The sequence below is a fragment of the Holdemanella sp. MSK.7.32 genome, from assembly GCF_024460475.1.
Classification (GTDB): Bacteria; Bacillota_I; Bacilli_A; order Erysipelotrichales; family Erysipelotrichaceae; genus Holdemanella.
Genome location: NZ_JANFYN010000005.1, coordinates 35,364 through 58,025 on the forward strand (window position 1 = coordinate 35,364; position 22,662 = coordinate 58,025).

17 protein-coding genes and 1 riboswitch are annotated in these 22,662 nt (G+C 36.2%); of the genes, 7 read left to right on the top strand and 10 right to left on the bottom strand.

Going from position 1 to position 22,662, the window contains the following annotated elements; genetic code table 11:
- The first annotated feature begins 41 nt into the window (after positions 1 to 41).
- The 7 genes from asnB to NE544_RS02120 all read left to right on the top strand — a co-directional run bounded on the left by asnB (position 42) and on the right by NE544_RS02120 (position 10,315).
- The gene (gene asnB / locus NE544_RS02090; protein WP_256268155.1) at positions 42 to 1,625 is read left to right on the top strand and encodes an asparagine synthase B; all 1,584 of its coding nucleotides are present in this window, start codon (positions 42 to 44) and stop codon (positions 1,623 to 1,625) included.
- 16 nt (positions 1,626 to 1,641) lie between these two features.
- Positions 1,642 to 6,081 carry a glutamate synthase large subunit gene (gene gltB, locus NE544_RS02095; protein ID WP_256268157.1) on the top strand — a complete coding sequence of 1,480 codons (4,440 nt, stop codon included), beginning with the start codon at positions 1,642 to 1,644 and terminating at the stop codon, positions 6,079 to 6,081.
- Between the two features lie 15 nt (positions 6,082 to 6,096).
- Positions 6,097 to 7,551 (top strand): glutamate synthase subunit beta, encoded by a 1,455-nt coding sequence (locus tag NE544_RS02100; protein ID WP_256268158.1) that lies wholly within the window; start codon positions 6,097 to 6,099, stop codon positions 7,549 to 7,551.
- 61 nt (positions 7,552 to 7,612) lie between these two features.
- Positions 7,613 to 8,608, top strand: a complete 996-nt coding sequence (locus NE544_RS02105) for a S1C family serine protease (RefSeq protein WP_118114254.1) — start codon at positions 7,613 to 7,615, stop codon at positions 8,606 to 8,608.
- 149 nt (positions 8,609 to 8,757) lie between these two features.
- Complete coding sequence (locus NE544_RS02110) at positions 8,758 to 9,393, top strand: ECF transporter S component (protein ID WP_040466264.1); 636 nt, start codon at positions 8,758 to 8,760, stop codon at positions 9,391 to 9,393.
- A gap of 68 nt (positions 9,394 to 9,461) precedes the next feature.
- Positions 9,462 to 10,007, top strand: coding sequence for an NUDIX hydrolase (locus NE544_RS02115; RefSeq protein WP_256268159.1), 546 nt, complete (start codon positions 9,462 to 9,464; stop codon positions 10,005 to 10,007).
- Positions 10,008 to 10,030: 23 nt separating this feature from the next.
- A complete protein-coding gene (locus tag NE544_RS02120) occupies positions 10,031 to 10,315 on the top strand; it encodes an HU family DNA-binding protein (RefSeq protein ID WP_118114251.1) in 285 nt (94 codons plus the stop codon).
- A gap of 38 nt (positions 10,316 to 10,353) precedes the next feature.
- On the opposite strand, the gene NE544_RS02125 is transcribed toward NE544_RS02120, so the two are convergent.
- The 10 genes from NE544_RS02125 to NE544_RS02170 all read right to left on the bottom strand — a co-directional run bounded on the left by NE544_RS02125 (position 10,354) and on the right by NE544_RS02170 (position 22,443).
- Positions 10,354 to 11,721, bottom strand: coding sequence for a GGDEF domain-containing protein (locus NE544_RS02125; RefSeq protein ID WP_256268160.1), 1,368 nt, complete (start codon positions 11,719 to 11,721; stop codon positions 10,354 to 10,356).
- Positions 11,722 to 11,767: 46 nt separating this feature from the next.
- Positions 11,768 to 12,397, bottom strand: coding sequence for a thiamine phosphate synthase (thiE, locus tag NE544_RS02130; protein ID WP_256268161.1), 630 nt, complete (start codon positions 12,395 to 12,397; stop codon positions 11,768 to 11,770).
- Positions 12,394 to 13,164 (bottom strand): hydroxyethylthiazole kinase, encoded by a 771-nt coding sequence (gene thiM / locus NE544_RS02135; RefSeq protein ID WP_256268162.1) that lies wholly within the window; start codon positions 13,162 to 13,164, stop codon positions 12,394 to 12,396. Before thiM ends, thiE begins: the two co-directional genes overlap by 4 nt.
- Positions 13,145 to 13,678 (bottom strand): energy coupling factor transporter S component ThiW, encoded by a 534-nt coding sequence (gene thiW, locus NE544_RS02140; protein WP_040466267.1) that lies wholly within the window; start codon positions 13,676 to 13,678, stop codon positions 13,145 to 13,147. The genes thiM and thiW overlap by 20 nt, the downstream gene beginning before the upstream one ends.
- 186 nt (positions 13,679 to 13,864) lie before the next feature.
- Positions 13,865 to 13,961, bottom strand: a riboswitch (TPP riboswitch).
- 300 nt (positions 13,962 to 14,261) lie between these two features.
- Positions 14,262 to 14,426, bottom strand: coding sequence for a hypothetical protein (locus NE544_RS02145; protein ID WP_256268163.1), 165 nt, complete (start codon positions 14,424 to 14,426; stop codon positions 14,262 to 14,264).
- 73 nt (positions 14,427 to 14,499) lie between these two features.
- A complete protein-coding gene (locus NE544_RS02150; protein WP_256268164.1) occupies positions 14,500 to 15,648 on the bottom strand; it encodes a hypothetical protein in 1,149 nt (382 codons plus the stop codon).
- A gap of 39 nt (positions 15,649 to 15,687) precedes the next feature.
- On the bottom strand, positions 15,688 to 20,100 hold the full coding sequence (locus tag NE544_RS02155; protein WP_256268165.1) for a hypothetical protein: 4,413 nt from the start codon (positions 20,098 to 20,100) through the stop codon (positions 15,688 to 15,690).
- Positions 20,093 to 20,839, bottom strand: coding sequence for a hypothetical protein (locus NE544_RS02160; protein WP_256268166.1), 747 nt, complete (start codon positions 20,837 to 20,839; stop codon positions 20,093 to 20,095). The genes NE544_RS02155 and NE544_RS02160 overlap by 8 nt, the downstream gene beginning before the upstream one ends.
- Entirely contained in the window at positions 20,815 to 21,978 is a 1,164-nt protein-coding gene (locus NE544_RS02165; protein ID WP_256268167.1) for an IS66 family transposase, read from the bottom strand. The genes NE544_RS02160 and NE544_RS02165 overlap by 25 nt, the downstream gene beginning before the upstream one ends.
- An 18-nt stretch (positions 21,979 to 21,996) precedes the next feature.
- Positions 21,997 to 22,443, bottom strand: coding sequence for a hypothetical protein (locus NE544_RS02170; protein WP_256268168.1), 447 nt, complete (start codon positions 22,441 to 22,443; stop codon positions 21,997 to 21,999).
- Positions 22,444 to 22,662: the final 219 nt, after the last annotated feature.

Consider the following 22,662-nt stretch of genomic DNA (forward strand, 5'->3'; position numbering starts at 1 on the left):
GCATACGCCCGGTTTTTCCGTCTATAAAGGAGATGTAATTTATGTGTACAATTATTGGATATAAATCATTAAAAGTAAGTAAAGAATCCATTCATCAAGCATTACTTGCGACATATACAAGAGGTCCAGACGATGAAAGAATTCAAGAAGTCGGATGCGGCTATCTAGGTTTTCAAAGACTATCCATCATGGGACTAAGTCCTCTAGGCATGCAGCCATTTGTTAGAGATGGCAATTATGTGGTATGTAACGGCGAAATCTATGGATTTCGAGACATTAAATCGGAACTCGAAAAATCCGGCTATACATTTATTTCGCAAAGCGACTGTGAAATTCTTCTACCACTCTATGAAAAATACGGATTAGACATGTTTAAAAAGCTAGACGCTGAATATGCCTGCATTATTTATGATGCCAAGAAAAACGATTTTATTGCCGCCAGAGACCCAATCGGAATCCGTCCATTATTTTATGGCTATGATCAAAATCATAATATTGTCTTTGCCTCTGAAGCCAAAAACCTAGTTTCCATTGTCGAACAAATTTTTCCATTCCCTCCAGGACACTATTATGCCGATGGCAAATTCACTTGTTACTTAGACATTACTAAAGTTGATGAAGTAATCACTTCAGATCTTGAAACCATCTGTTCCAATATTCACGATAAATTAGTGGAAGGCGTTAAGAAAAGACTAGATGCCGATGCCCCACTTGGATTCCTTTTAAGTGGAGGATTAGATTCAAGTCTAGTATGTGCCATCAGTCAAAAATTACTCAATAAACCTATTGAAACCTATGCGATTGGAATGGAAGAAGATGCGATTGATTTAAAATATGCCAAAGAAGTCGCTGACTTTATTGGCTCTAACCACCATGAAATCATTATCAATAAAGAAGATGTCTTAAATGCGATCAAACCCGTCATTCAAACTTTAGCTACTTTTGACATCACAACCATTCGCGCCAGCATTGGAATGTATCTTATCTGTAAAGCCATTCATGAACAAAGTAACATTCGCGTATTACTAACTGGAGAAATCAGTGATGAATTGTTTGGCTACAAATATACAGATTTTGCCCCAAGCGCCCAAGAATTCCAACAAGAAAGTGTTAAACGTGTACATGAACTGTATATGTACGATGTATTAAGAGCTGATCGATGCATTTCCACAAACTCCATTGAAGCCCGTGTTCCCTTTGGCGATTTAGATTTTGTCAAATACGTTATGGCTATTGATCCACAAAAGAAAATGAATACGTACAATAAAGGAAAATATTTGCTTCGTCATGCCTTTGAAAAAGACGAAATTCTACCTTACGATATCTTAATGCGAGAAAAAGCCGCCTTCTCCGATGCGGTCGGTCACTCATTAAGTGATGATATTAAAGAATATGCCGAAAAGCAGTATACAGATGCTGAATTTGAAGAAAAAATCAAACAATACAAATTCTGTACTCCATTCACAAAAGAATCTCTATTATATCGTGAAATTTTTGAATCTTACTACCCTGAACAGGCAGGTATGATCAAAGATTTCTGGATGCCAAATAAAAACTGGCAAGGATGTAACGTCAACGATCCGAGTGCTCGTTATTTATCAAACTATGGAGACAGCGGAAAATAGAAGGGTTGTGTAAATTATGAATTTTGAAATCGAACACGATGCCTGCGGTATTGGTACCGTAGTCCAAATCGATGGTAAACAAAGCTATGATGTCTTAGACAAAGCATTGCACATTGTAGAAAAACTTGAACACCGTGCAGGAAAAGATGCCAGCGGTAAAGTGGGTGATGGAGTTGGTATTCTCCTTCAAATCAGTGATGACTTTTTTCGTAAAACATTAAAGAAAGACAACATTAAACTACCCGAACACTATGGTGTCGGTATGTTTTTCTTGCCAAGAAATAGACTGCTTTTAAACCAACACAAAAAAATGTTTGAAAAACTTGTCGAACAAGAAGGATGCGCATTCATTACTTGGCGAAAAGTTCCATGTGACGAATCCATCCTAGGCCAAAAAGCCAAAGATTGTATGCCTAGCATTTACCAAGCTTTTGTCCAAGGCGATACAGATCTAGAACAAAAACTATATGTGATTCGACGCGAATTTGAAAAGAGTTGTAAAGAAACCTATGTGGCCTCATTAAGCAGTCGTACCATTGTTTATAAAGGAATGTTTCTCGTTTCTCAATTAAGAAAATTCTATTTAGATTTACAAGATGAAAACTATAAGTCTGCGATTGCGATCGTACACTCACGTTTTTCTACCAATACAACACCATCTTGGCAAAGAGCGCATCCAAACCGTTATATTGCCCACAATGGTGAAATCAATACCATCCGTGCCAACGTCAATAAGATGTTAGCACGTGAAGAGAGTATGCATTCAAAATTCTTGGATGAAAATTCAAATAAGATCTTACCCATCATCAATACTTCGGGTTCCGATTCTGCCATGTTAGATAACGCCCTAGAATTTTTAGTCATGAATGGCATGCCACTTGAAAAAGCTGTTATGATCTTGATTCCAGAACCATGGAAACACCAAACCATGGATCAAAAGAAGAAAGATTTCTACCACTACTATGCCACAATGATGGAACCATGGGATGGTCCAGCCGCTATTTTATTTAGTGATGGACAAAAAGTCGGAGCCGTTTTAGATCGTAATGGACTTCGACCAAGTCGTTACTACCTAACAAGCGACAACATGTTGATTTTATCAAGTGAAGTGGGTGTATTGGATATTGATGAAAAGAAAATCGTAAAAAAATCAAGACTTGAACCCGGTAAGATGTTACTTGTGGATACAAAGAAAAAGAAATTGATTGAAGACTATGATCTTAAAAATGAATATGCCTCTTCAAATCCATATGGAGAATGGTTAGATAACCACTTATTATACCTGAAAGATCTACCAGCTCCTGATAAAAAAACACACATCCACTCGCAACATGAAAGGGATATTCTTTATAAAGTCTTCGGCTATACCTATGAAGATGTAAAAGATATTATTTTACCAATGGCCCGCGTCAAACTTGAACCAACAAGTGCGATGGGTACCGATATTCCTTTGGCAATTTATTCCCAAAATCATTTAAGTTTATTCCATTACTTTAAACAACTCTTCGCCCAAGTAACCAACCCACCCATTGATTCTTTACGTGAAGAAGTTGTCACAGATACAACCATCTATATTGGTAGTGATGGAAACCTACTTCAGGATAAATCCGACAACTGTACCGTCTTAGAGGTCAACAATCCCATTCTAACATCACGCGATATGGATAAGATTCGTCAATTAAATCAGACAGGATTTAAAAATGAAACGATTTCTCTATTATTCTATCGTGGCACATCGTTAAAAGAAGCATTAGATAACTTATTTATTGAATGTGATAAAGCCTATCGAAATGGATCCAACATTTTGATTCTATCCGATAAAGGTGTCGATGAAGGTCACATGGCCATTCCTAGTCTTTTAGCTGTGTCTGCCTTAGAACAACACTTAGTTAAGACGAAAAAGAAAACCGATGTATCCATCATTCTAGAAAGTGGTGAACCAAGAGATGTTCATCAATTCGCAACGATTTTAGGCTATGGTGCAACCGCCATCTATCCATATTTAGCGCATGAATGCATTGAAGAAATGATTCAATTAAATATGTTAGATAAAGAAGTCAACATTGCGATTGATGACTATAATGAAGCCATTTTAAAAGGCATCGTTAAGATTGCCGCTAAAATGGGTATTTCGACTCTTCAATCGTATCAAGGCGCCCAAATCTTTGAGGCCATTGGAATCTCTAAAGATGTCATCGATACCTACTTCACAAACACCATTAGTGAAGTGGAAGGCATTACTTTAGAAGACATTGAAAAAGATTTGATCTATCATCATGATCGTGCTTATGATCCATTAGGACTTACAACCGATACAAGTCTAGATTCCATTGGATTCCATAAACTTAGAAAGGGTGATGGAAAAGAAGATCACTTATATTCTCCTGAAACCATTGTGAAACTTCAAAGAGCTACACAAACCAATGACTACGATTTATTTAAAGAATATTCGAATGAATTGAATTCAAACCATCAAAAGCACCATTTAAGAAGTCAATTACACTTTAAAAAGACAAGAAATTCAATCCCATTATCGGAAGTGGAAAGTGAATACGAAATCGTAAAACGCTTTAAGACAGGTGCCATGAGCTATGGTTCTATCTCTGAAGAAGCCCATACATGTATGGCCATCGCCATGAATCGATTGGGTGGTAAATCCAATTCGGGTGAAGGTGGCGAAAAACCAGAACGTTTAGGTACCGAAAAGAATTCCGCTATTAAACAAGTGGCGAGTGGGCGTTTTGGCGTCACCGAAGAATACTTAGTCAGTGCCAAAGAAATTCAAATCAAGATGGCACAAGGCGCAAAACCAGGTGAAGGTGGACACTTGCCAGGCAAAAAAGTCTATCCATGGATTGCGAAAACTCGATATTCAACGCCAGGCGTATCTTTGATTTCCCCTCCTCCTCACCACGACATCTATTCCATTGAAGACTTAGCCCAATTGATCTACGACTTAAAGAATGCCAACCCAAAAGCTCGAATCAGTGTTAAGCTTGTAAGTGAAGCCGGTGTAGGTACGATTGCCTCTGGTGTAGCCAAAGCCGGAGCTACCGTTGTCTTAATTTCTGGTTATGATGGGGGTACAGGTGCTGCTTCCCAAAGCAGTATTCATCATGCGGGTCTTCCATGGGAATTAGGTTTAGCTCAAGCTCACCAAAACTTAGTCGAGAACGGTTTAAGAAGTCGTGTTTTAATTGAAACTGACGGTAAGTTAATGACAGGAAAAGATGTTGCGATCGCATGCTTACTTGGAGCGGAAGAATTTGGCTTTGCGACTGCACCACTTGTTACTATGGGATGTATGATGATGCGTGTATGTAATCTAGATACTTGTCCTTTTGGTGTGGCTACACAAAACCAAAAATTAAGAAAGCGTTTCAAAGGAAAACCAGAATATGTCATGAATTTCATGTTGTTTATTGCGCGTGAATTAAGAGAAATCATGGCTGAGCTTGGCTATCACACAATCAATGAAATGGTGGGCCATACGGACAATCTAGAAGTGGATGAAGATGCGAATATGGATTACTCTAACATTTTAATGACACCTTACAATATTCATTATGAGCCAAAAGATACATACGATTTTGAACTTGAAAAAACGGTAGATATGAAGACATTGCTTCCTAAGTTTGAGCCTTATTTCAATGGGAAAAAGCCTCATGCTGAAACAATCTCAATTTCAAGTACAGACCGTACAGTCGGAACGATTTTATCCAGTGTAGTCACAAAACAATTTAATAACACTCTACAAGACGATACATATACTGTTCATTGTAACGGTGGGGCTGGACAATCTTTTGGTGCCTTTGTACAAAAAGGAATCACATTAGATGTTCATGGTGATGCCAATGACTACTTTGGTAAGGGCTTGTCTGGTGGTAAATTGATTATTCAGCCAAAAAATGAAGCAAAATTTAAGCCAAATGAAAACGTCATTATTGGTAATGTGGCCTTATATGGTGCTACTAGTGGTGAAGCCTATATTCGTGGTATGGCCGGTGAGCGTTTTGCGGTACGTAACTCAGGAGCAAGTGCTGTAGTCGAAGGTGTTGGTGATCATGGACTTGAATATATGACAGGTGGTACCGTTGTGATTTTAGGTCAAACTGGTAAAAACTTAGCAGCCGGCATGTCTGGTGGTATTGCGTATATTTATGATCCTAACCATGATTTATATACGCGTTTAAATAAACAATTAGTCAATACGTATGAAGTAAGTGGTAAAGCGGATATTGAAACATTAACGCAATTATTAAAGAATCACTACAAATATACAAATTCAGATGTTGCAGAAAAGATTTTATCAAATCTTAATCATGAATTATCCAACTTTAAAAAGATCGTACCTAAAGATTATGAAAAGATCACAACATTGATTCAAGAATTAAAGGCCAAAGGCTATCATGATGATGAAGCCAGCCTAATGGCTTTTGAACAAGTACATGCTTAGAAAGGATGAAAGATTATGGGAAAACCAACAGGATTTTTAGAATATGAAAGACAAGAAAACGAGGCCATCCAACCTCTTTCTCGTATCACAAACTTTAATGAATTTCATCCTTTTTTAGATGAAGAAACAAGACGTAAACAAGGTGCGCGCTGCATGAATTGTGGCGTTCCCTTTTGTCAGTCAGCTATTAAGTTAAAAAACATGGTGACAGGCTGCCCATTACATAACTTAATTCCAGAATGGAATGATGAAATCTATAATGGCAACGACAAAAGAGCGTTATCCAGATTATTAAAAACCAATCCATTCCCTGAATTTACCGGTCGCGTATGCCCTGCTCTTTGTGAAAAGGCTTGTTTGAATGGTTTAGACCAAGAACCAGTCACAATCAAAGAAAATGAATTGTATACGATTGAAACAGCCTATACGAACAAATGGATGACACCTTATGTTCCTAGTGTGCGCTCCGATAAAAAGGTCGCCATCATTGGTTCAGGACCTGCAGGACTTGCCCTTGCGCATGATTTAAATCGAAGAGGTCATTCTGTGACAGTCTTTGAAAAAGAAGATCGTATTGGTGGTTTATTGATGTATGGCATTCCAAATATGAAGCTTGAACAGAAAGTCATTCAAAGAAGATTAGAAATACTTACAGAAGAAGGAATCATTTTTAAAACCAATGTGAATGTAGGTAAAGACATCACCAAAAAGGAATTGGAAAAAGAATATGATGCGATTGTCTTTGCGACTGGATCTAAAAAGGCTCGTGATCTAAATGTAAAGAATCGTGATTGTTCAGGCATTTATTTTGCGGTGGACTATCTTACAAAGGCCACGAAACATTTGTTGGATAACACAGAAGAAATTTCTGCCAAATATAAACATGTTGTGATTGTCGGTGGTGGAGATACTGGAAATGATTGTGTTGGTACAAGCATTCGTCAGGGTTGTGCAAGTGTTGTTCAAATTGAAATGATGCCTAAAGCACCGGATGAAAGACTTCAAAGTAATCCTTGGCCCGAATGGCCAAAGATCTGTAAGACAGATTATGGTCAAGAAGAAGCGATTGCCGTCTTTAAAAAGGATCCTCGCATCTACGAAACAACAGTTAAGGAATGTATTTTAGATGAAAAGAAAAATCTAAAACAGATCAAGACGGTAAAAGTCCACTTTAACAATGGTAAGCTTGAAGAAGTAAATGGTTCCGAACAAATTTTAGACTGTGATTTATTATTGATTGCGGCTGGTTTTATTGGTGTTGAAGATGATTTAAAGAAGAGCTTTAAATTGGAAACTTCACAAAGAAATACGATTGTGACACAACCAAATTCTTATCAAGTCAAAGACAAATATTTTACAGCTGGAGATTGTCATAGAGGTCAATCCTTAGTTGTATGGGCTATTCATGAAGGTAAAGAGTGTGCTAAAGAAGTGGATACGTATTTAATGGGTTACACAAATATGGAATAATTTAAAGTTCATTTAAGCTTATTGCGATATCCTTGTATTGTAAATAAGGAGGTACAAGGACATGAAAAATGAAATGCCAAAAATTCCAAATTCAAATCATAAATTATTAAAGAAAGGTACAAAGCTTGTATTGAGTGCGGCCACATTTGGTGTAGTTGCGGCCGGAAGTTTTCAAGGTGTCAACTATGTGGTTGATAACTATAATAAACAAAATACAACGGTTCAAAGTACAAATGTTGTGAAGACTTCAAGTTCGACTACATCCACAATAAGTGAAGTAGCTAAAAATTGTATGCCAAGCATTGTATCGATTACCAATGTTTCAGTATCGGATGTACAAAATTATTTCAGTATGTATGGAAATAACTCAAGAAGCAATCCGTTTACGCAACAAGAAAGTACAAGTGTAGGTAGTGGTGTGATCATCAATAAAAAGAATGGTGAAATCGATATTTTGACAAACTATCATGTTATTGAAAATGCCAAGACCTTGACTTGTACATTAGCGGATAATACAAATGTTGAAGCTACAGTAAAAGGTGTAGACGAAGATCGTGACTTAGCTGTGATTTCCATCAAAACGAAAGATTTAAGTTCAGATACTTTAAAACAAATTGCGATTGCGACAATTGGAGACAGCGACAAACTACAAGTCGGTGAACAAGTCGTAGCGATTGGTAATGCATTAGGTTATGGTCAAAGTGTTACAACGGGTATTGTATCGGCTACAAATCGTAGTGTTTCAACAAGTTCAGATACAGACAAATCACAATCGTATATTCAAACCGATGCAGCTATTAACCCAGGTAACTCAGGTGGAGCATTATTGAATATGAGTGGTGAATTGATTGGCATCAACTCAGCCAAATTAAGTGATACGGATGTAGAAGGTATGGGCTATGCGATTGCGATCAGCGATGTCAAAGATTCAATCAACACAATGCTTCAAGGAAAAGATGTAAGTACATCAAGCAATACACCTTCTTCTTCATATTATCAACAAAATAATGAAGATGATGAAAATGATTCTACATTTCCATTCGATTTTTGGAACTAAAACAGGGACTTGATTCCTGTTTTTTTTTATTGTAAACTATTAAAGATGTTTTTTTGTGGATATGGATCTAAGGACCATAATCTATGTATGAAGGCATCCATTTGATTAGTTACATCGTATTCTTAAAAGAAACGAAAGTAGGAGGAAATATGAACAAATCAAAACTATCAGTACGCCAGATGTGCGTGTTGGCTTTATTTTTAGCCATCGAAATCATCATGTATTTAACACCAATTGGATACTTACGTATCAACGCATTAAGTGTTACATTAATGCACGTGCCAGTTATTATTTTGGCTAGCACAATGGGACCTGCAGCCGGTGCTTTCTTAGGATTTGTATTTGGATGTACCTCAGTCATTGGAGCTACAATGACACCTGGAATCACAAGCTTTGTCTTCTCTCCATTTATCACAGTTGGTGGTATTTCTGGTAACTTCTTTAGTTTAGTTATAGCTTTAGTTCCACGTATTTTATTAGGTGTGATTGCTGGTTATGTATTTAAATTTGCGAAAAAATACGCAAAGAATACGCCAGTCGCTGCAGGTATTGCAGCCGCTGTTGCGACAGTATGCCATACAATCATGGTATTAGGATTGATCGTTATCTTATTCGGTCCTCAATACTCACAAGCTTTAGGCATTAGCCAAGCTGCATTGAACGGTGTTATGGCTGGTGTCATCGGAACAAATATGATTCCTGAAGTCATCGTAGCCGTTGTTTCAAACATGGCTTTAGCGACTGCATTAAGTTCAAGATACGTTGGAATTGCACAACAAGCATAGTCAATGAATAGTGTAACTTTGGTTGCACTATTTTTTTTATTTGGTTTATAATTACCTAGGTGATAAAAATGGATTTAAATTGGAAATTAAATAAAACAGAACATATTGTACAAGATGAATGGATCGACTTTCGTAAAGAATCTTTTATCCTTCCAGATGGAAAGGAATTCTCCCCTTTCTATAACTATTCAAGAAGAAACTTTGTCGTGATTATCGCAAGAACAAAAGATGATAAGTATATAACAGTTCGTCAATTTAGACATGGACTTAAATCTGTAACCACTGAATTTTGTGCCGGTGGCATTGAGGGTGATGAAAAAGACAGTGCATTACTTGCAGCCAAACGTGAATTACAAGAAGAAACAGGCTACGTTTCAGATCACTGGAAACATATTTATACAATTCCTAGTAATCCTACAATAGCGGATAATTATGCGTATTTATATTATGCCGATGATTGTGAAAAAGTATCGAAGCAGCATCTAGATTCGACAGAATTTTTAGAAGTCAAAGAATATACAGAAGATGAAATCAATGATTTAATTAAAAACAACGAATTTGTTCAACCAATTCATCTAATGGGTTGGCTAATGGTGAAAAAAGGCGTATTATAGGGATATAAAGGAGACTTATAAACATGGAAAAATTAACTAAAAAGGACATCATTTCAAACATTGCCGAAGATTCTCACTTATCTAAAAAGGACATCACTGAAGTTGTTGACTTGGCATTAACACAAATCTTTGAAGGTTTAAGTGAAGGAAAAACGGTGGATCTTGCAGGATTTGGAAAATTTGAAATCACTGAAAGAAAAGCTAGAGAAGGATTCAATCCTCTAACGAAAGAAAAGATTCAAATTGAAGCTAGCAAATCTGTTAAGTTCAAAGTTGCCAAAGCTCTAAAAGAAGCCGTAAATAAATAATATCAAAACAAAAAAGCATCCCTAGAGATGCTTTTTCATTAGCTTCTTCCATCATTACAACTCGTTGTATAATAATCCTTTTTATTTTGATACATTCTTTCATCGGCTAATTTACTTATTTCTTGAACCGAATCAAAAGATTTTTCTGAAGACTTGACGACACCATACGATACAGATATCGAATTTGAGTACTTGCCATGCCAATCATGAACAGTCGCATCAAATACTTGTAATATAGAATCTAGATTAGAAACAGAATTTTGAATCCATACGACAAATTCATCTCCACCAATACGATAGATCTTTCCATAAGAGGCAAACGCAAACTTCATGCAGTTACTAGCCGCACAAATAAGCTCATCCCCAGCACTATGTCCAAGTGAATCATTGGCTTGTTTTAGACCGTTTAAGTCTAAAGATATATAAGCCCATTCCGTATTTAAATCTAACTTTTCCATATCCGAATCATACGCACGTCGATTGAAACATTTCGTCAGTCCATCCGTATTCGAAGTATACATATATTTTTCTTTTTCATACTTCTCTTTTAATACTCTAGAAAGCATAAGAACAAGTAAGCATGAAGCTAAAGTTAAATAAATACCGACAATCAATATCGCTACGATATTATTTTGAGAAAACATCGATTCAGATATGGATACAGATACATTATAATTTCCGTGTTTTCGAGTTATATATTGATAGTTTTTATTAGAAGTCAGAATCTTCTTCCCGATTTTATTTTTGTCAGTAGCTCCCTCAATTATATTCGTCTTTGAATTTACAACATAAATTTCCATTCCCTTATACACAGGCATATCAGCTACGACATTTGAAATTTGGTTTTGTTTCAACTCTTTTAAAAGACGCTTTGGCGTAATACCCACTTGAACCATATGCGTTTTAGATTCATTCCAAGTGATCGCATACATCATCTCTTTAGCTTCGGCCGTATTTGGTGTTACATCCTGGCATAATGTTAAATCATAATTGTTTAACATTTGTTTAAAGAAAGCCATTTGTTCACCAGAATCAAAGCTATATCCAAAATATTTAGGTATTGAACCCGAATATATCGTTCCTGTTTCATCAATTAAATGAATTTCATCCACGGACATTAAAGATGCGATTTTTTGAAGTTCATCAATATCATATTCTACTTCCGGTTTAGCATCCACAATATAAGATATGGCCTTAGCACGAACTATATAATCATCTTTCAATGATTTCACAAACCGCTCTTCACTCGACTCATTTTTATCAAGAACCGCAATCACACGATCCAATAATACATTGGATGTTGTTTGCGCATTCTTTTCATTTACATATCTTAATATACATGTTTCAAGAATCAGAGCGATGGCAACAATAGTGATTGAAAGCACTAATATTTTTCTTTTTCTCATAATTACTATTTTAGGTTATATTTTTCAAAAATAAAAGTGGCATTTTTTATGCCACGATTTTTTGAATCGATTCTTTCAATTCTTCAGCTGCTTTTTTTGTATCCTCTTGATCCATAATAGCCGATACAACACAAACACCTTGAATAGGACTCTTTTCTAAAACAGAAAGATTGTCTTTATTTAATCCTCCAATGGCACAAACCGGAATCTTGACAGCCGAACAAATATCATTCAGTGTTTCAACACTTGTAATCTTCGTCTTCACATGCGTCTTTGTCGGATAAATGGCACCACAACCCAAATAGTCAGCACCATCAGCCTCTGCTTTTTTCGCAACTTCAACTGTTTTTGCGGTAGCCCCAATAATACAATCTTTTCCCATGATTTTACGAGCTACAGAAATTGGCATATCTTCATTTCCTAAATGAACACCACATCCTACAGCCATTGCGATATCCATTCGATCATCAATAATTAATGGGATGTTATAAGCATCCGTTATATTTTTTACCTTTAATGCCAATTCATAATATTCCAATGTGGATTTATTCTTTTCACGAAGCTGGACAATGGTTGCTCCACCAAGACATGCCCCTTTTACTTTATTTAAAAAAGTTTCTTCATCATACCCATCTGAATTGGTAATAAAATATAATGTATAATCTACTTTTTTCATTCTAACACCTCTATTTTAAACAAAGATTCATCAAAACTGGTAAGCTTATAGATTTCGTCCATAAAATGCATATGGAAAGTTCCAGGACCTTCACATTTCGTCTTTTCTGCAGCTACTTCATAATAACAAGTTGCCTTAATACAAGCCAATAATGGAGAATAACTAGCTAAAAATGTAGCGATTGCCACATTTAACATACATCCAGTCCCCGTAATTCTTGAAAGCATTTCACAACCATTTGAAATTAAATTCACTTCTTTACCATCTGTAATGACATCCACCTTGCCGCTACAAACAACTACACAACCAAGATGTAAAGCCATGTCCTTTAGCCATTTCGCACTTTCATAGATATTCTCTTCATCAAGAACATCCGCATCTACACCATGCGCATGACTTGTCATTCCATAAAAAGCTTTACATTCACTGATGTTCCCTTTAATGACGGTTGGACAATATAAAGAAACAAGTTCTTTGGCATAATTCAATCTTAATGTTGAACAAGCCACTCCAACCAAATCTAAAATGAATGGAATTTTATTTTCTTTGGCACATTGAGCACTAATCATCATAGACTTAGCTCTTACATCATCAAAGTTACCTAAATTTAATGCCAAAGCCGCAGAATGGCAAGTGATATCATCAACTTCATCCGGATGACAAGCCATAATCGGCTTCGCACCCAAAGCTAATATAAGATTTGCACAATCATTGATTGAAATCGGATTTGTGATACAGTGAATCAAATTATTCGTTTGTTTCAACAAATTTTTGCACTCCTAACTTTCTTTGAATATTTTCTAGGATTCCACTACGTGACATCGACTTTAATAAAACATACGCAATACTTCCACCGATGATTGTACCCATTAAAAAGCTAGGTACATAGAACATCCATGTAAGTCCGGTTCTTCCCCATAAATATGTCATCACTGGATATGAAAGAACAGAACCAATTAAACCTGTACCAATGACTTCACCTAGTACGGCAGCCCAGATTTTTCCTTTACTTACACGATATAAGATGCCTGATAGCGTAGCTCCAAAAATAGCACCCGTTAAAGCCAATGGTGGAATTCCCATAACTGTCATACGAATTAAACCAATAGCTAAAGCACAAAGAAATGAATACCAAGGCCCCATAAATACAGCCATAGTGATATTAATCAAGTGTGCCATAGGACACATTCCTTCTACACGTAAGATTGGAGAAATGACTACTCCAACAGCTACCATCATTGAAAAAAAGACTAAGCTTAATAAGTAATTGTGTTTATTCATAATACTACCTCCTACAGATACAGATGGCCTAGAAAACACGCAAAAAACCATCTGTGGTTTCGGTATTAGACAAACAGTCCTCTCTCATCCTGTCAATTCAGGCTCCCTCGCTTGTTTTCTATACTCTAGGCGCTCCCCTACAGTAAGGCAATAAAATAAAAAGACCTGCAACGTAAAAAGACAGGTCAAAAAAACATCTATACTTCCTACGCCGGCATTATCCGTCAGGTTTAATGGGTCGAAGTCGAACTTCCTCTCAGCAATAGCTCCCCAGATTTATTTACTACATTTAGAATTTTAGTACAAAACACACTAAAGTGCAAGGAGGAATTCATTCATGAAAACATCAAAATGAATTTTTTGATTATCCTAACCATATATCTACTTATCCTTTTAACTTTAGCAATATCTCCATACGTGATTGTGAGTGGATATGATAATTCACTTTCGCGTATTCTATTCTTTGAAAGTATGATTACTACAAATCTCATTGTCCCATTTGTACTTAATACAATTTATTTATTGTATCTATTATTCAAAGCCATAATGTCAAATAATAAGGACAGGCTTTATATGCAATCGCTCATCTTACTTTCAGCCCATTCGAATACCCAGCTTTAACCATGATTTTGTGCATTTGTTCATACGTTACATCATATTCGATTGCAAGTTGCCTGATTGTCTTTTGACGATCAGCATACTTTCTTACAGCAGATTTTGCCTGAACTGTAGTTAATTTTACAATCATAAGCTCTCCTTTCCTGTTTTTATAAAAAGAGTTTACAACAGAAAACTATCTTTATATTTAATTCCAACATTTATTAAGAATCTTGAGTTAAAAAAGCCCATAACATTTGACCAACATATACATCTGCATACCGCTGATAACTTGCTTGCTTACCATACTTATCATGAAAATACTCTACATATGCGTCATTGATATCCTCTATTTCCTCAGCAGTCACTGGAAAAATAGCTGGCTCGTCATTTTTTATTGCCTCTAAACGCTGCTCCAATGCCATAACTTCTAGTTTTGCTTCCGCAAGTTGCTTCTCATAAAATGCTACAATTGCATCTTTACCCTCCATCTCGCCAGATTCAATTTTTTCGGCCCAGTTTTTCCAAGCAGAAGCTCCTTTGGAATATGTATTTGTTGTATATTCTTCAAACTCTGACGAGACATACCATGACTGTACCATTTTGTAATACACATCCCTTACAGCGCCAACATCAGATTCCTCATCTTTTATAGACTCATACTGTATTTCTTCCTTATCGCTATTCATCTCTAATGCAATAGCCTTAATCAACTCTGCCAAGCCAACGTCTAGACCAACATTTTGAGTACCTATTGCTGGTTTTTGCATAGAACTCATGTTAAAAGGATTTGGAAATACACCAAATTGAGCGATCCAAGGGACAGTCTCTATAAGCTTATTATTCATGTATTCCATGTATGTCATTTTATCCAAATTAATAGCAAGAGCCTGACAAAGCTTACCTATATTTTCCTCTGGTTGATCCATATGCGTTTCTGTAAATAATGCCAATACATTTACTACTCTTTCCGCCCATATTACAAGACACTTTGTAGTAAAATGACTCTGGCAAGATTTATATATAAGTCCTCTCAATTCTTTTGGAAGATCATCTACATCTTTTAATAATGCCCTATAAAAATCACAAATCTGAGTCACTGTAACATTATCTCTGTTAGCATTTTTTCTACTTGAAGGGTTTTTATCCCAATTTTTTATTAGAATTGCCAATAATTCAGCACAAACAACAGGATAAAAGTTTTCTCCTCCCTCAATGCTAGAATCCATTTTAAAAAGAGTTGGATCTATTTCATATCGCTCAAAGACTTTATCTCTTTTGTTTTCAAAAGTACTGCTGGCTTTCATTCCGCAAAGCTTTACCATCTCTGAAGTCGAATAATCAGCAAGCCTTCTTTTTTTCTGCTTTGGCACAAAATCCCTCCTTTCTAAGAATAAGTATTTTACCCAAAGTCATATATTAAGCTGAAAATTTACCATATCAGAGAGCGACGCAATATTCTCATCCAAAATCAGTTTTTCTTCTTTTATTTTTACTCTTCCATTCGCCGAAGAAAGACTTTCATGTGTTTTACATAAACAATCGAATAAAGCTTTTATTTTATCTTTATCTATTCTTGAAAGATAATAAATTGAGAAAATTGTAAAATCTCCCCACAACGAGGCAATTATGCCATAATCACTTTCTGCGAATCGAGTTACTATATTTTCAAATAAAAGATTCCATGTATTATCATTGAACATTTCATAATAACGTTCAAATACATCGCTAATTCCGCTGCCTATATAACCATACTTGCTTTCAGATAGAATAAATTTAACAACACATCTATTTACATATTCTTCCACATGTTTTTGGGCGATAATATCTCCTGCCTCCATAATCAGCTTATGTAATCCGATTTCTCTTTTATCTATTTGTGTAAGAATTACTCCTTCCGCCTTTTCATTATATCCATCTTCTTTTAAAAGATTGATAATTTCGAGATTATAGTCCCTTCCTGTTTCTACAGAGAAAACTTTATGTTCCGCTTTATCATACAATCCTTTTGCCATAAGCTTTTCCCGAATTTCAGAACTTGAAATGCGAGAAATAATTTCATAATTGTAACTTCTTAAGGTTTCCAATCGATTGTATTCTCTATCATTCTCTATATACTCTTTAATCCATGAATTTGTAAGTCTGTATAACGCAATTAATTCAGAATCATCAGAAATCAAATCTATATTGCAATACAGAGAATCAAGAACTTTCATTCTCCAATAAACTAAATCTTTAGGAGTATTTTTTAGTTCAAATAATGCATTACAGTACTTGTACCCCAATTTAACGGCATCCTCTATCAACTCTCGGTCAACTTCACTTGAAAACCTATTATCACCAATAGAATCCGCTAAATTTGAAACGGAAAACAGTCTCATGCCATAACAGCATAATTTTTCTTCATTCAGAGGAAGTTTTTTATAACAATCAAGTAAACCATTTAACGAATAGTCTTTTCTTCCCACATAGCCAAACATTCTATATTTCTGTTTTTCACGTACTTCCTCTATAAACTTGTTTTCTCCAAAGTATTCTAATGCAGGTATCATGTTTTTACATAAATCTTCCATCTCATCATATTCTGATCTCCAAGCCACTCCATCTTCGCCACACCAATATTCTGCAACTTTTAGAAAATCAGCATGCGCATTTGATATACAGAACAACTTGTTAAACTCCGGAATAAATCGAGTCTTATCCCATTCCAAACATTGAACAACCGCTTTACAAATAGTATCGATAATTCCTGCCTTGGGGTTATGCTCGGAAAAGCTCACCAATACTTTACGTAAAAATCTCATAACAGTATATCCATTACAATCATGAGCAGATCCAACACCGTACTTATCCGCAAAATAAATCAATGAAAAGATATCATCTTTAGATAATACATCATTTCTGTCCACCGAATAAAATTGTTCACTAACATGCTTTGCAATATCATACTGTGCCAATGCTGGTTTATAACCTCTTTGTGATTCACCATTATGAGTTAGATTCAATATTTCTTTATAACATTTTTCAACTAACGATTCCTCAATCCTACCAAACAGGCACAAGTTAGCCTTAATCAAAGAAATTATTCTTAAATCTTCGTATTTATAATCTCTATCTATTTTTATAATATCACTTAAATGGTTGCCAATATATTCTATCCCAGCTTCGCATTTATATGAGTTTAACAGTCCATATGTGCAAGTCTCTATAATTATTTCTATAGATGCAGACATTCCTAAAAGAATATTCAACAATTCGTCAAATGATTTTTTTTCAAGATTCTTTTCTTCTGTAATCTGATGAATATATGCATACAATGAATCTGGATTATACCATTTAAAAGTGAATGTTTGCCTGATATCTTCTTTTGATGTAAGACTTACACTGGCATCTAACCATCCATCTACAAAATAAACATAATCGTTAGAATTTCTAGTAAGAGCATCCATATGATCTGCACCATAGCATCGAAATATATATCCAGCCTTAACAAGCGTTTCTTTGTTTAGCTCCCCACTTAACAATGCCTCTATATTATATCCACTGAGGTATTCATCGAAAAGTTTATGTCCTCGTTCAAATCCAGCCTTAGCAGCAAAATCAATATCTAAAATGATTTGCTCTATATCATTTTTAACATTCAAACAATATTTTTCCGCTTTAGTCTTTTTGTTGATACTTTGTGCTTCAAAATAATCCGATTCTTTTGCATAATACTGTATGCAATTTGCATACTGTGCCAAACAAAGAGACACTGCACTTGAATGAATGCATACTTCTTCAAGATTATCCATTGGCAATTGGTGCGCTAGTATAAACTGCTGAAGTATCCTATCAAACGATATCCCATATAATGCTGAATCCATTACATATTCAACATCAATCAGTTTCAACACCTCATCAGTGGCCTTACAAGATACTAGTAAATTAAAAGAGATATCATATCGATATTTCCATAATTCTCTATCCTGTTTAATTCGATTAATTATTGATTCGGTAATTCCTTTTATATTTGAATTGTGAATAACTGCATTCTGTAAAAAAAGCCTTACATCATTATGAAAAGCGAAGTATCTATCGCCTTCACATACAATAATTGGATATAAGCCATTTAAAACAAACGCCGCCTCGTCGTGTTCAACTCCACACATTTGAGCCACATCATAAGCGTTAATACGTTTACTTGAAAACGCCATAATTGCCTTAATTTTGTATAGCAAAAGGCTTTTTTCCTGCGAACTAATAATCCATTCGTAATATTTATCAATTTGTTTATTTAAAAACCTACTATTTAGTTCCTTCTCTATTGCCTCGAAGGAAAGTGGCAATACCATTTTCTTCAATTCCAGAATTGCAAATATTATATTAAGAACATTGTTCCCAATAACTGAAATAACGGTTTTCGCCAAGTTTTCCATATCGACTGTATTCTCTGCTACACCGCTTTGCTCTAATAATATAACAACATCATCTGTATCCAAAGCCGGCATGCTGTAATATGTAATACCTTTATTATCTTTCATCCAAGACGGATAACCATCATTTATAGGCTGTCCGACCAAGACAAAATAAAAATCATCCCCGAATTCCTCTGGTCTTGGCAATTGAGATAAAAATGAATTTCGTGCATCTTTTGATCTTGCAGCATGATCTAATCCATCTATAAAAAAGTAGCAAGGCCTTCCTATACATTTTGCATATTCCGGTAGGAAATGTATTACCGTTTCCCGCATTTCAGAAACAGACATAAATTGGTATATAAGTGGAAACTTTACAACAGATAATAAATTATTCTCTTCAAATTTTTTCTTAAGCTGTACGAGAATACTTCTCCACAAAATATTACCCAAATAAAAGCCTTCATCATCACTATATGAACCATCTACTTTATTTACTGGGAGATATGTGTAAAATCTAAAATCAACTATAGACTCATTCATCTGTGATAAATAACTTATAAAATTTGTTTTTCCACAGCCTGGTAATCCTTCTAAGAATATGATATGATTATCATTTTTTTTAATGTCATCTATAAAGGTCTCCCCAAACCGTTGTCGAGAAGGAAGTATCGGTTTTTCTGGACATAGTTCATATGAAGGAACATCCGGCTCGGTATAGCATAATGCTCCATATACACTTTCTTTTGTTATTTCCTGCTTCTCTCTTCTTGATGTTGCCCATATATTCAATTTAGAAAGAAGACTATTTAAGCAAAAATCTATCGCATCACTATTATCTGTTCCTAGTATTTTGCCAATCTTCACACGTATTTTTTCTTCCACATCAGCAAGACACGACTCTTTTCTAAAAGAGAAAATTTTAGTGAAACACGCCGCCTCATTAGAATCTAAATTTATCTCCAAATTTTCTCTGTACCATTCGATAGCCTTCTGCTCATTAGGCTTTGCCGAAGTATAATTATAATTATCTTGTAAGCATGGAAACACCTTGGAAATAAAGTCATCCATTGAACACTTTCCATCTGTTTCCTGCGGACCCCATTTTTTATTTGTTACAATTTGAATACCTTTAAAATTATAATTATCTTTATTATTCTTCCATTCTAAAGCCAACGCATTCAGTAAAGGCTTTTTCCCAGAAGCTAAAAAAGAATATGTGAAATTAGCATCTTCATCTGTATGTTTTACTTGAATATTTAAAATGCTTTTATCACTATAATTTACTACGACATCATCTAATGCCTGAAAATCAGTTGATTGAAGTGTTACTGATTCAATCGATGTATCTTGTAGCATATTCAAGCATTCTAGTATTCCAATTTCCCATTCAAACCAATAAGGTGTACCTATTCCCGAATTATACATGTTCTCCCTCTATTCTTTTCAAAACGTAATTACATAATTGATAACAATACGTCTCAACTTCTTCTGTAGACATATTTATATGGTATCCATTCACAAGCGAATCAAATAAATAGTTTATCTCTTCGTAATAATCCTTATTATAAAATTCAACTCCAAATAATTTATTCAAGCCTCGTACCATTTGAGATAATTCTTTATAATTTACTGGAAGAACATAATCAATTTTGTCATCAATAATCTTCTTCATCAGCCTCTCATTTCCTATTATTTTTGAGGCTATATTTATAAAATCTCCACAAGTTTCAAAAACATTCCAATCACACATGAACTGCCAACGAAAAAAGAAAGGACTCCATACCTCTGCTGGTTCGATCTTTATATTATATGGCACCAATTCCTTCTTTAATTCATCCTCTATGCAATTATAAGTTCCTTCCAATATGGCTATATCATTTTTTCTCACATCAATCGGATAATAAACGCCCTTTTCATCGCATATTATGTAACCAATTATTCTGTAATATTTTTCAATGACATTTATAGCATCTCTTGTAAAAAAAACAGATCCTACAACTAAATCATCATTATAATTTGAGGTGTCTAATTCCCTAAAACAATGCTTAAAATCATCAAAAACTAATATTGAATCCATATAAATTACCTTCTTTGTGTAAACGTCAAATCCTGCGCCTACCCTTAAATTTAACGCCGCTTTTATGAGCGGCGTGGTTTCCGGCATTCCTCGGGAAGCTCCTCTGCCCAAGGCATCAGATGGTCCAGTTTTGCCGGATCTATATTTCCTTTTTCGTCACAATACTTAGGCAGCTCCGTGAGGAAATGCCTGAAGTAGTAGTATGGGCGCAGATTGTTCAGCTTTGCTGTTTCTGAAATACTGTAAACAAGAGCGCTGGCTCCGGCACCTTTTGCTGTGTTATGGAACATCCAGTTCTTCTTGCCGATACAGAAAGTCCGGATAGCCCGCTCGGAAGCGGAGTTATAGATTGGGATATCCCCATCGGTCAGAAATATTTTCAAATATTTTTCCTGACGGATAACGAAATTTAGTCCCTGTCCGGTCCTGGATTTCGGAGGTACTGCGCACTCTGTAACCTGTTGTTTTGCCCACGCAAAGAAATCCTCAACCAGCGGTTTTATCCTTGTCTGCCGCTGTGTAAGGCGATCCGTTGCAGGAAGTTCTTTCAGTTCAGTATCAATCCGGTAGAATTCCGCAATCTTTTGTAATTCCTGGTATGCCACGGAACTTTTTACTGCCCCGGGACCCTTTTTATCCGCTGCCTTTACGGCATCTGCAAAGGCTCTTCTTGCATGTGCCCAACAGTTTGCGTTTGTCACTCCCGGCAGTTTTTTGTCCAGCAGATGATACTGCTCCAGACTGTCCGTGACCAAAACTCCTTTGTAGCTCCGGTAAAACTCCAGCGGCTTTTCGTGACCCCTGCCTTTCTGGTATTCGTAAATCACCACAGGACGTTCCTTATAGAACTCCCCGGAACGGTGTACCCACATGTAGCATTTACTGGTCGGACGGTCACTGTCACCGATCACCTGCGTAGGTGTTTCGTCCGACTGTGTCACCGGCAGGGACAGCAGCTCCTGCTTCATGTGTTCCACAAACGGTGCGAAATATTTCTCAGCACACCGGATAATCCAGTTCGACATGGTCTGTCTGGAGATATTTACACCATTGCGTTGAAACTCCTGCTCGACTCTGTGCAGGACAGAGGAATTCACATATTTAACATTCAGAATGGAGGCAAGCAGGGAAGGAGTAACGATACTTCCCCGGAGAAGATTCCTGGGACGCTTTCCCCGTAAGAATTCATCCTGATGGTCTCCGCCGGTGCCTACATAGACTTCCACGGTATGGACTTCCACCGTTCAGGATTCCGGTTCATGACGCAGCCTTTTGTAGGTTTCATCCTTCATTCTGCGCCAGTTGCCTGCACCATAAAACGTATCCAGTTCTTCTGTGGATACCTGATACGGAGGAAGTATTTCTTCCGGAAAATCTTTCAGATTCATTTCCCGTTGCCTTTTTTTCTTATGGTTACGTCGGGATGGAAGTACTTTCTCCGCAGCAGGCTCCGGGACAGACAGATCACAGCAGCTTTCTGCCTCATCAAAGAAGGACAGCTGACCGTCTATGGAATCCAGTGTTTCTGCGTGTATTCCGAAACGATAGCTGTTCGCTATGCGTACCTGTTCGATCAGCCTCTCGATGTTCTCATTCAGGGTAACCAGCTGCCCCTGCATCATAAAAACGATGGTGATCAGTTCCTCCCTGCTGCAGTTATTCAGTTCTTCCAGTGTATGTCTGTCTGCCATTGTCCCGCTCCTTAAACTGTTTTTATTATACCAGAAAACACAAAGGATTGCGAACCGGCAACCCCGCAGGTTTCGTCATTCTGCCTATGCCTGTATGGCGGTGTGAGAGTCATAGAGCCAGGGAAATATAAAGTTTTCAAAGTGCTGAAATTTTATCCGGATTCTCCTGTGGATACGTCACAGACCATAAAACAGCGTCCGGAGAGGTTGTAACACCGG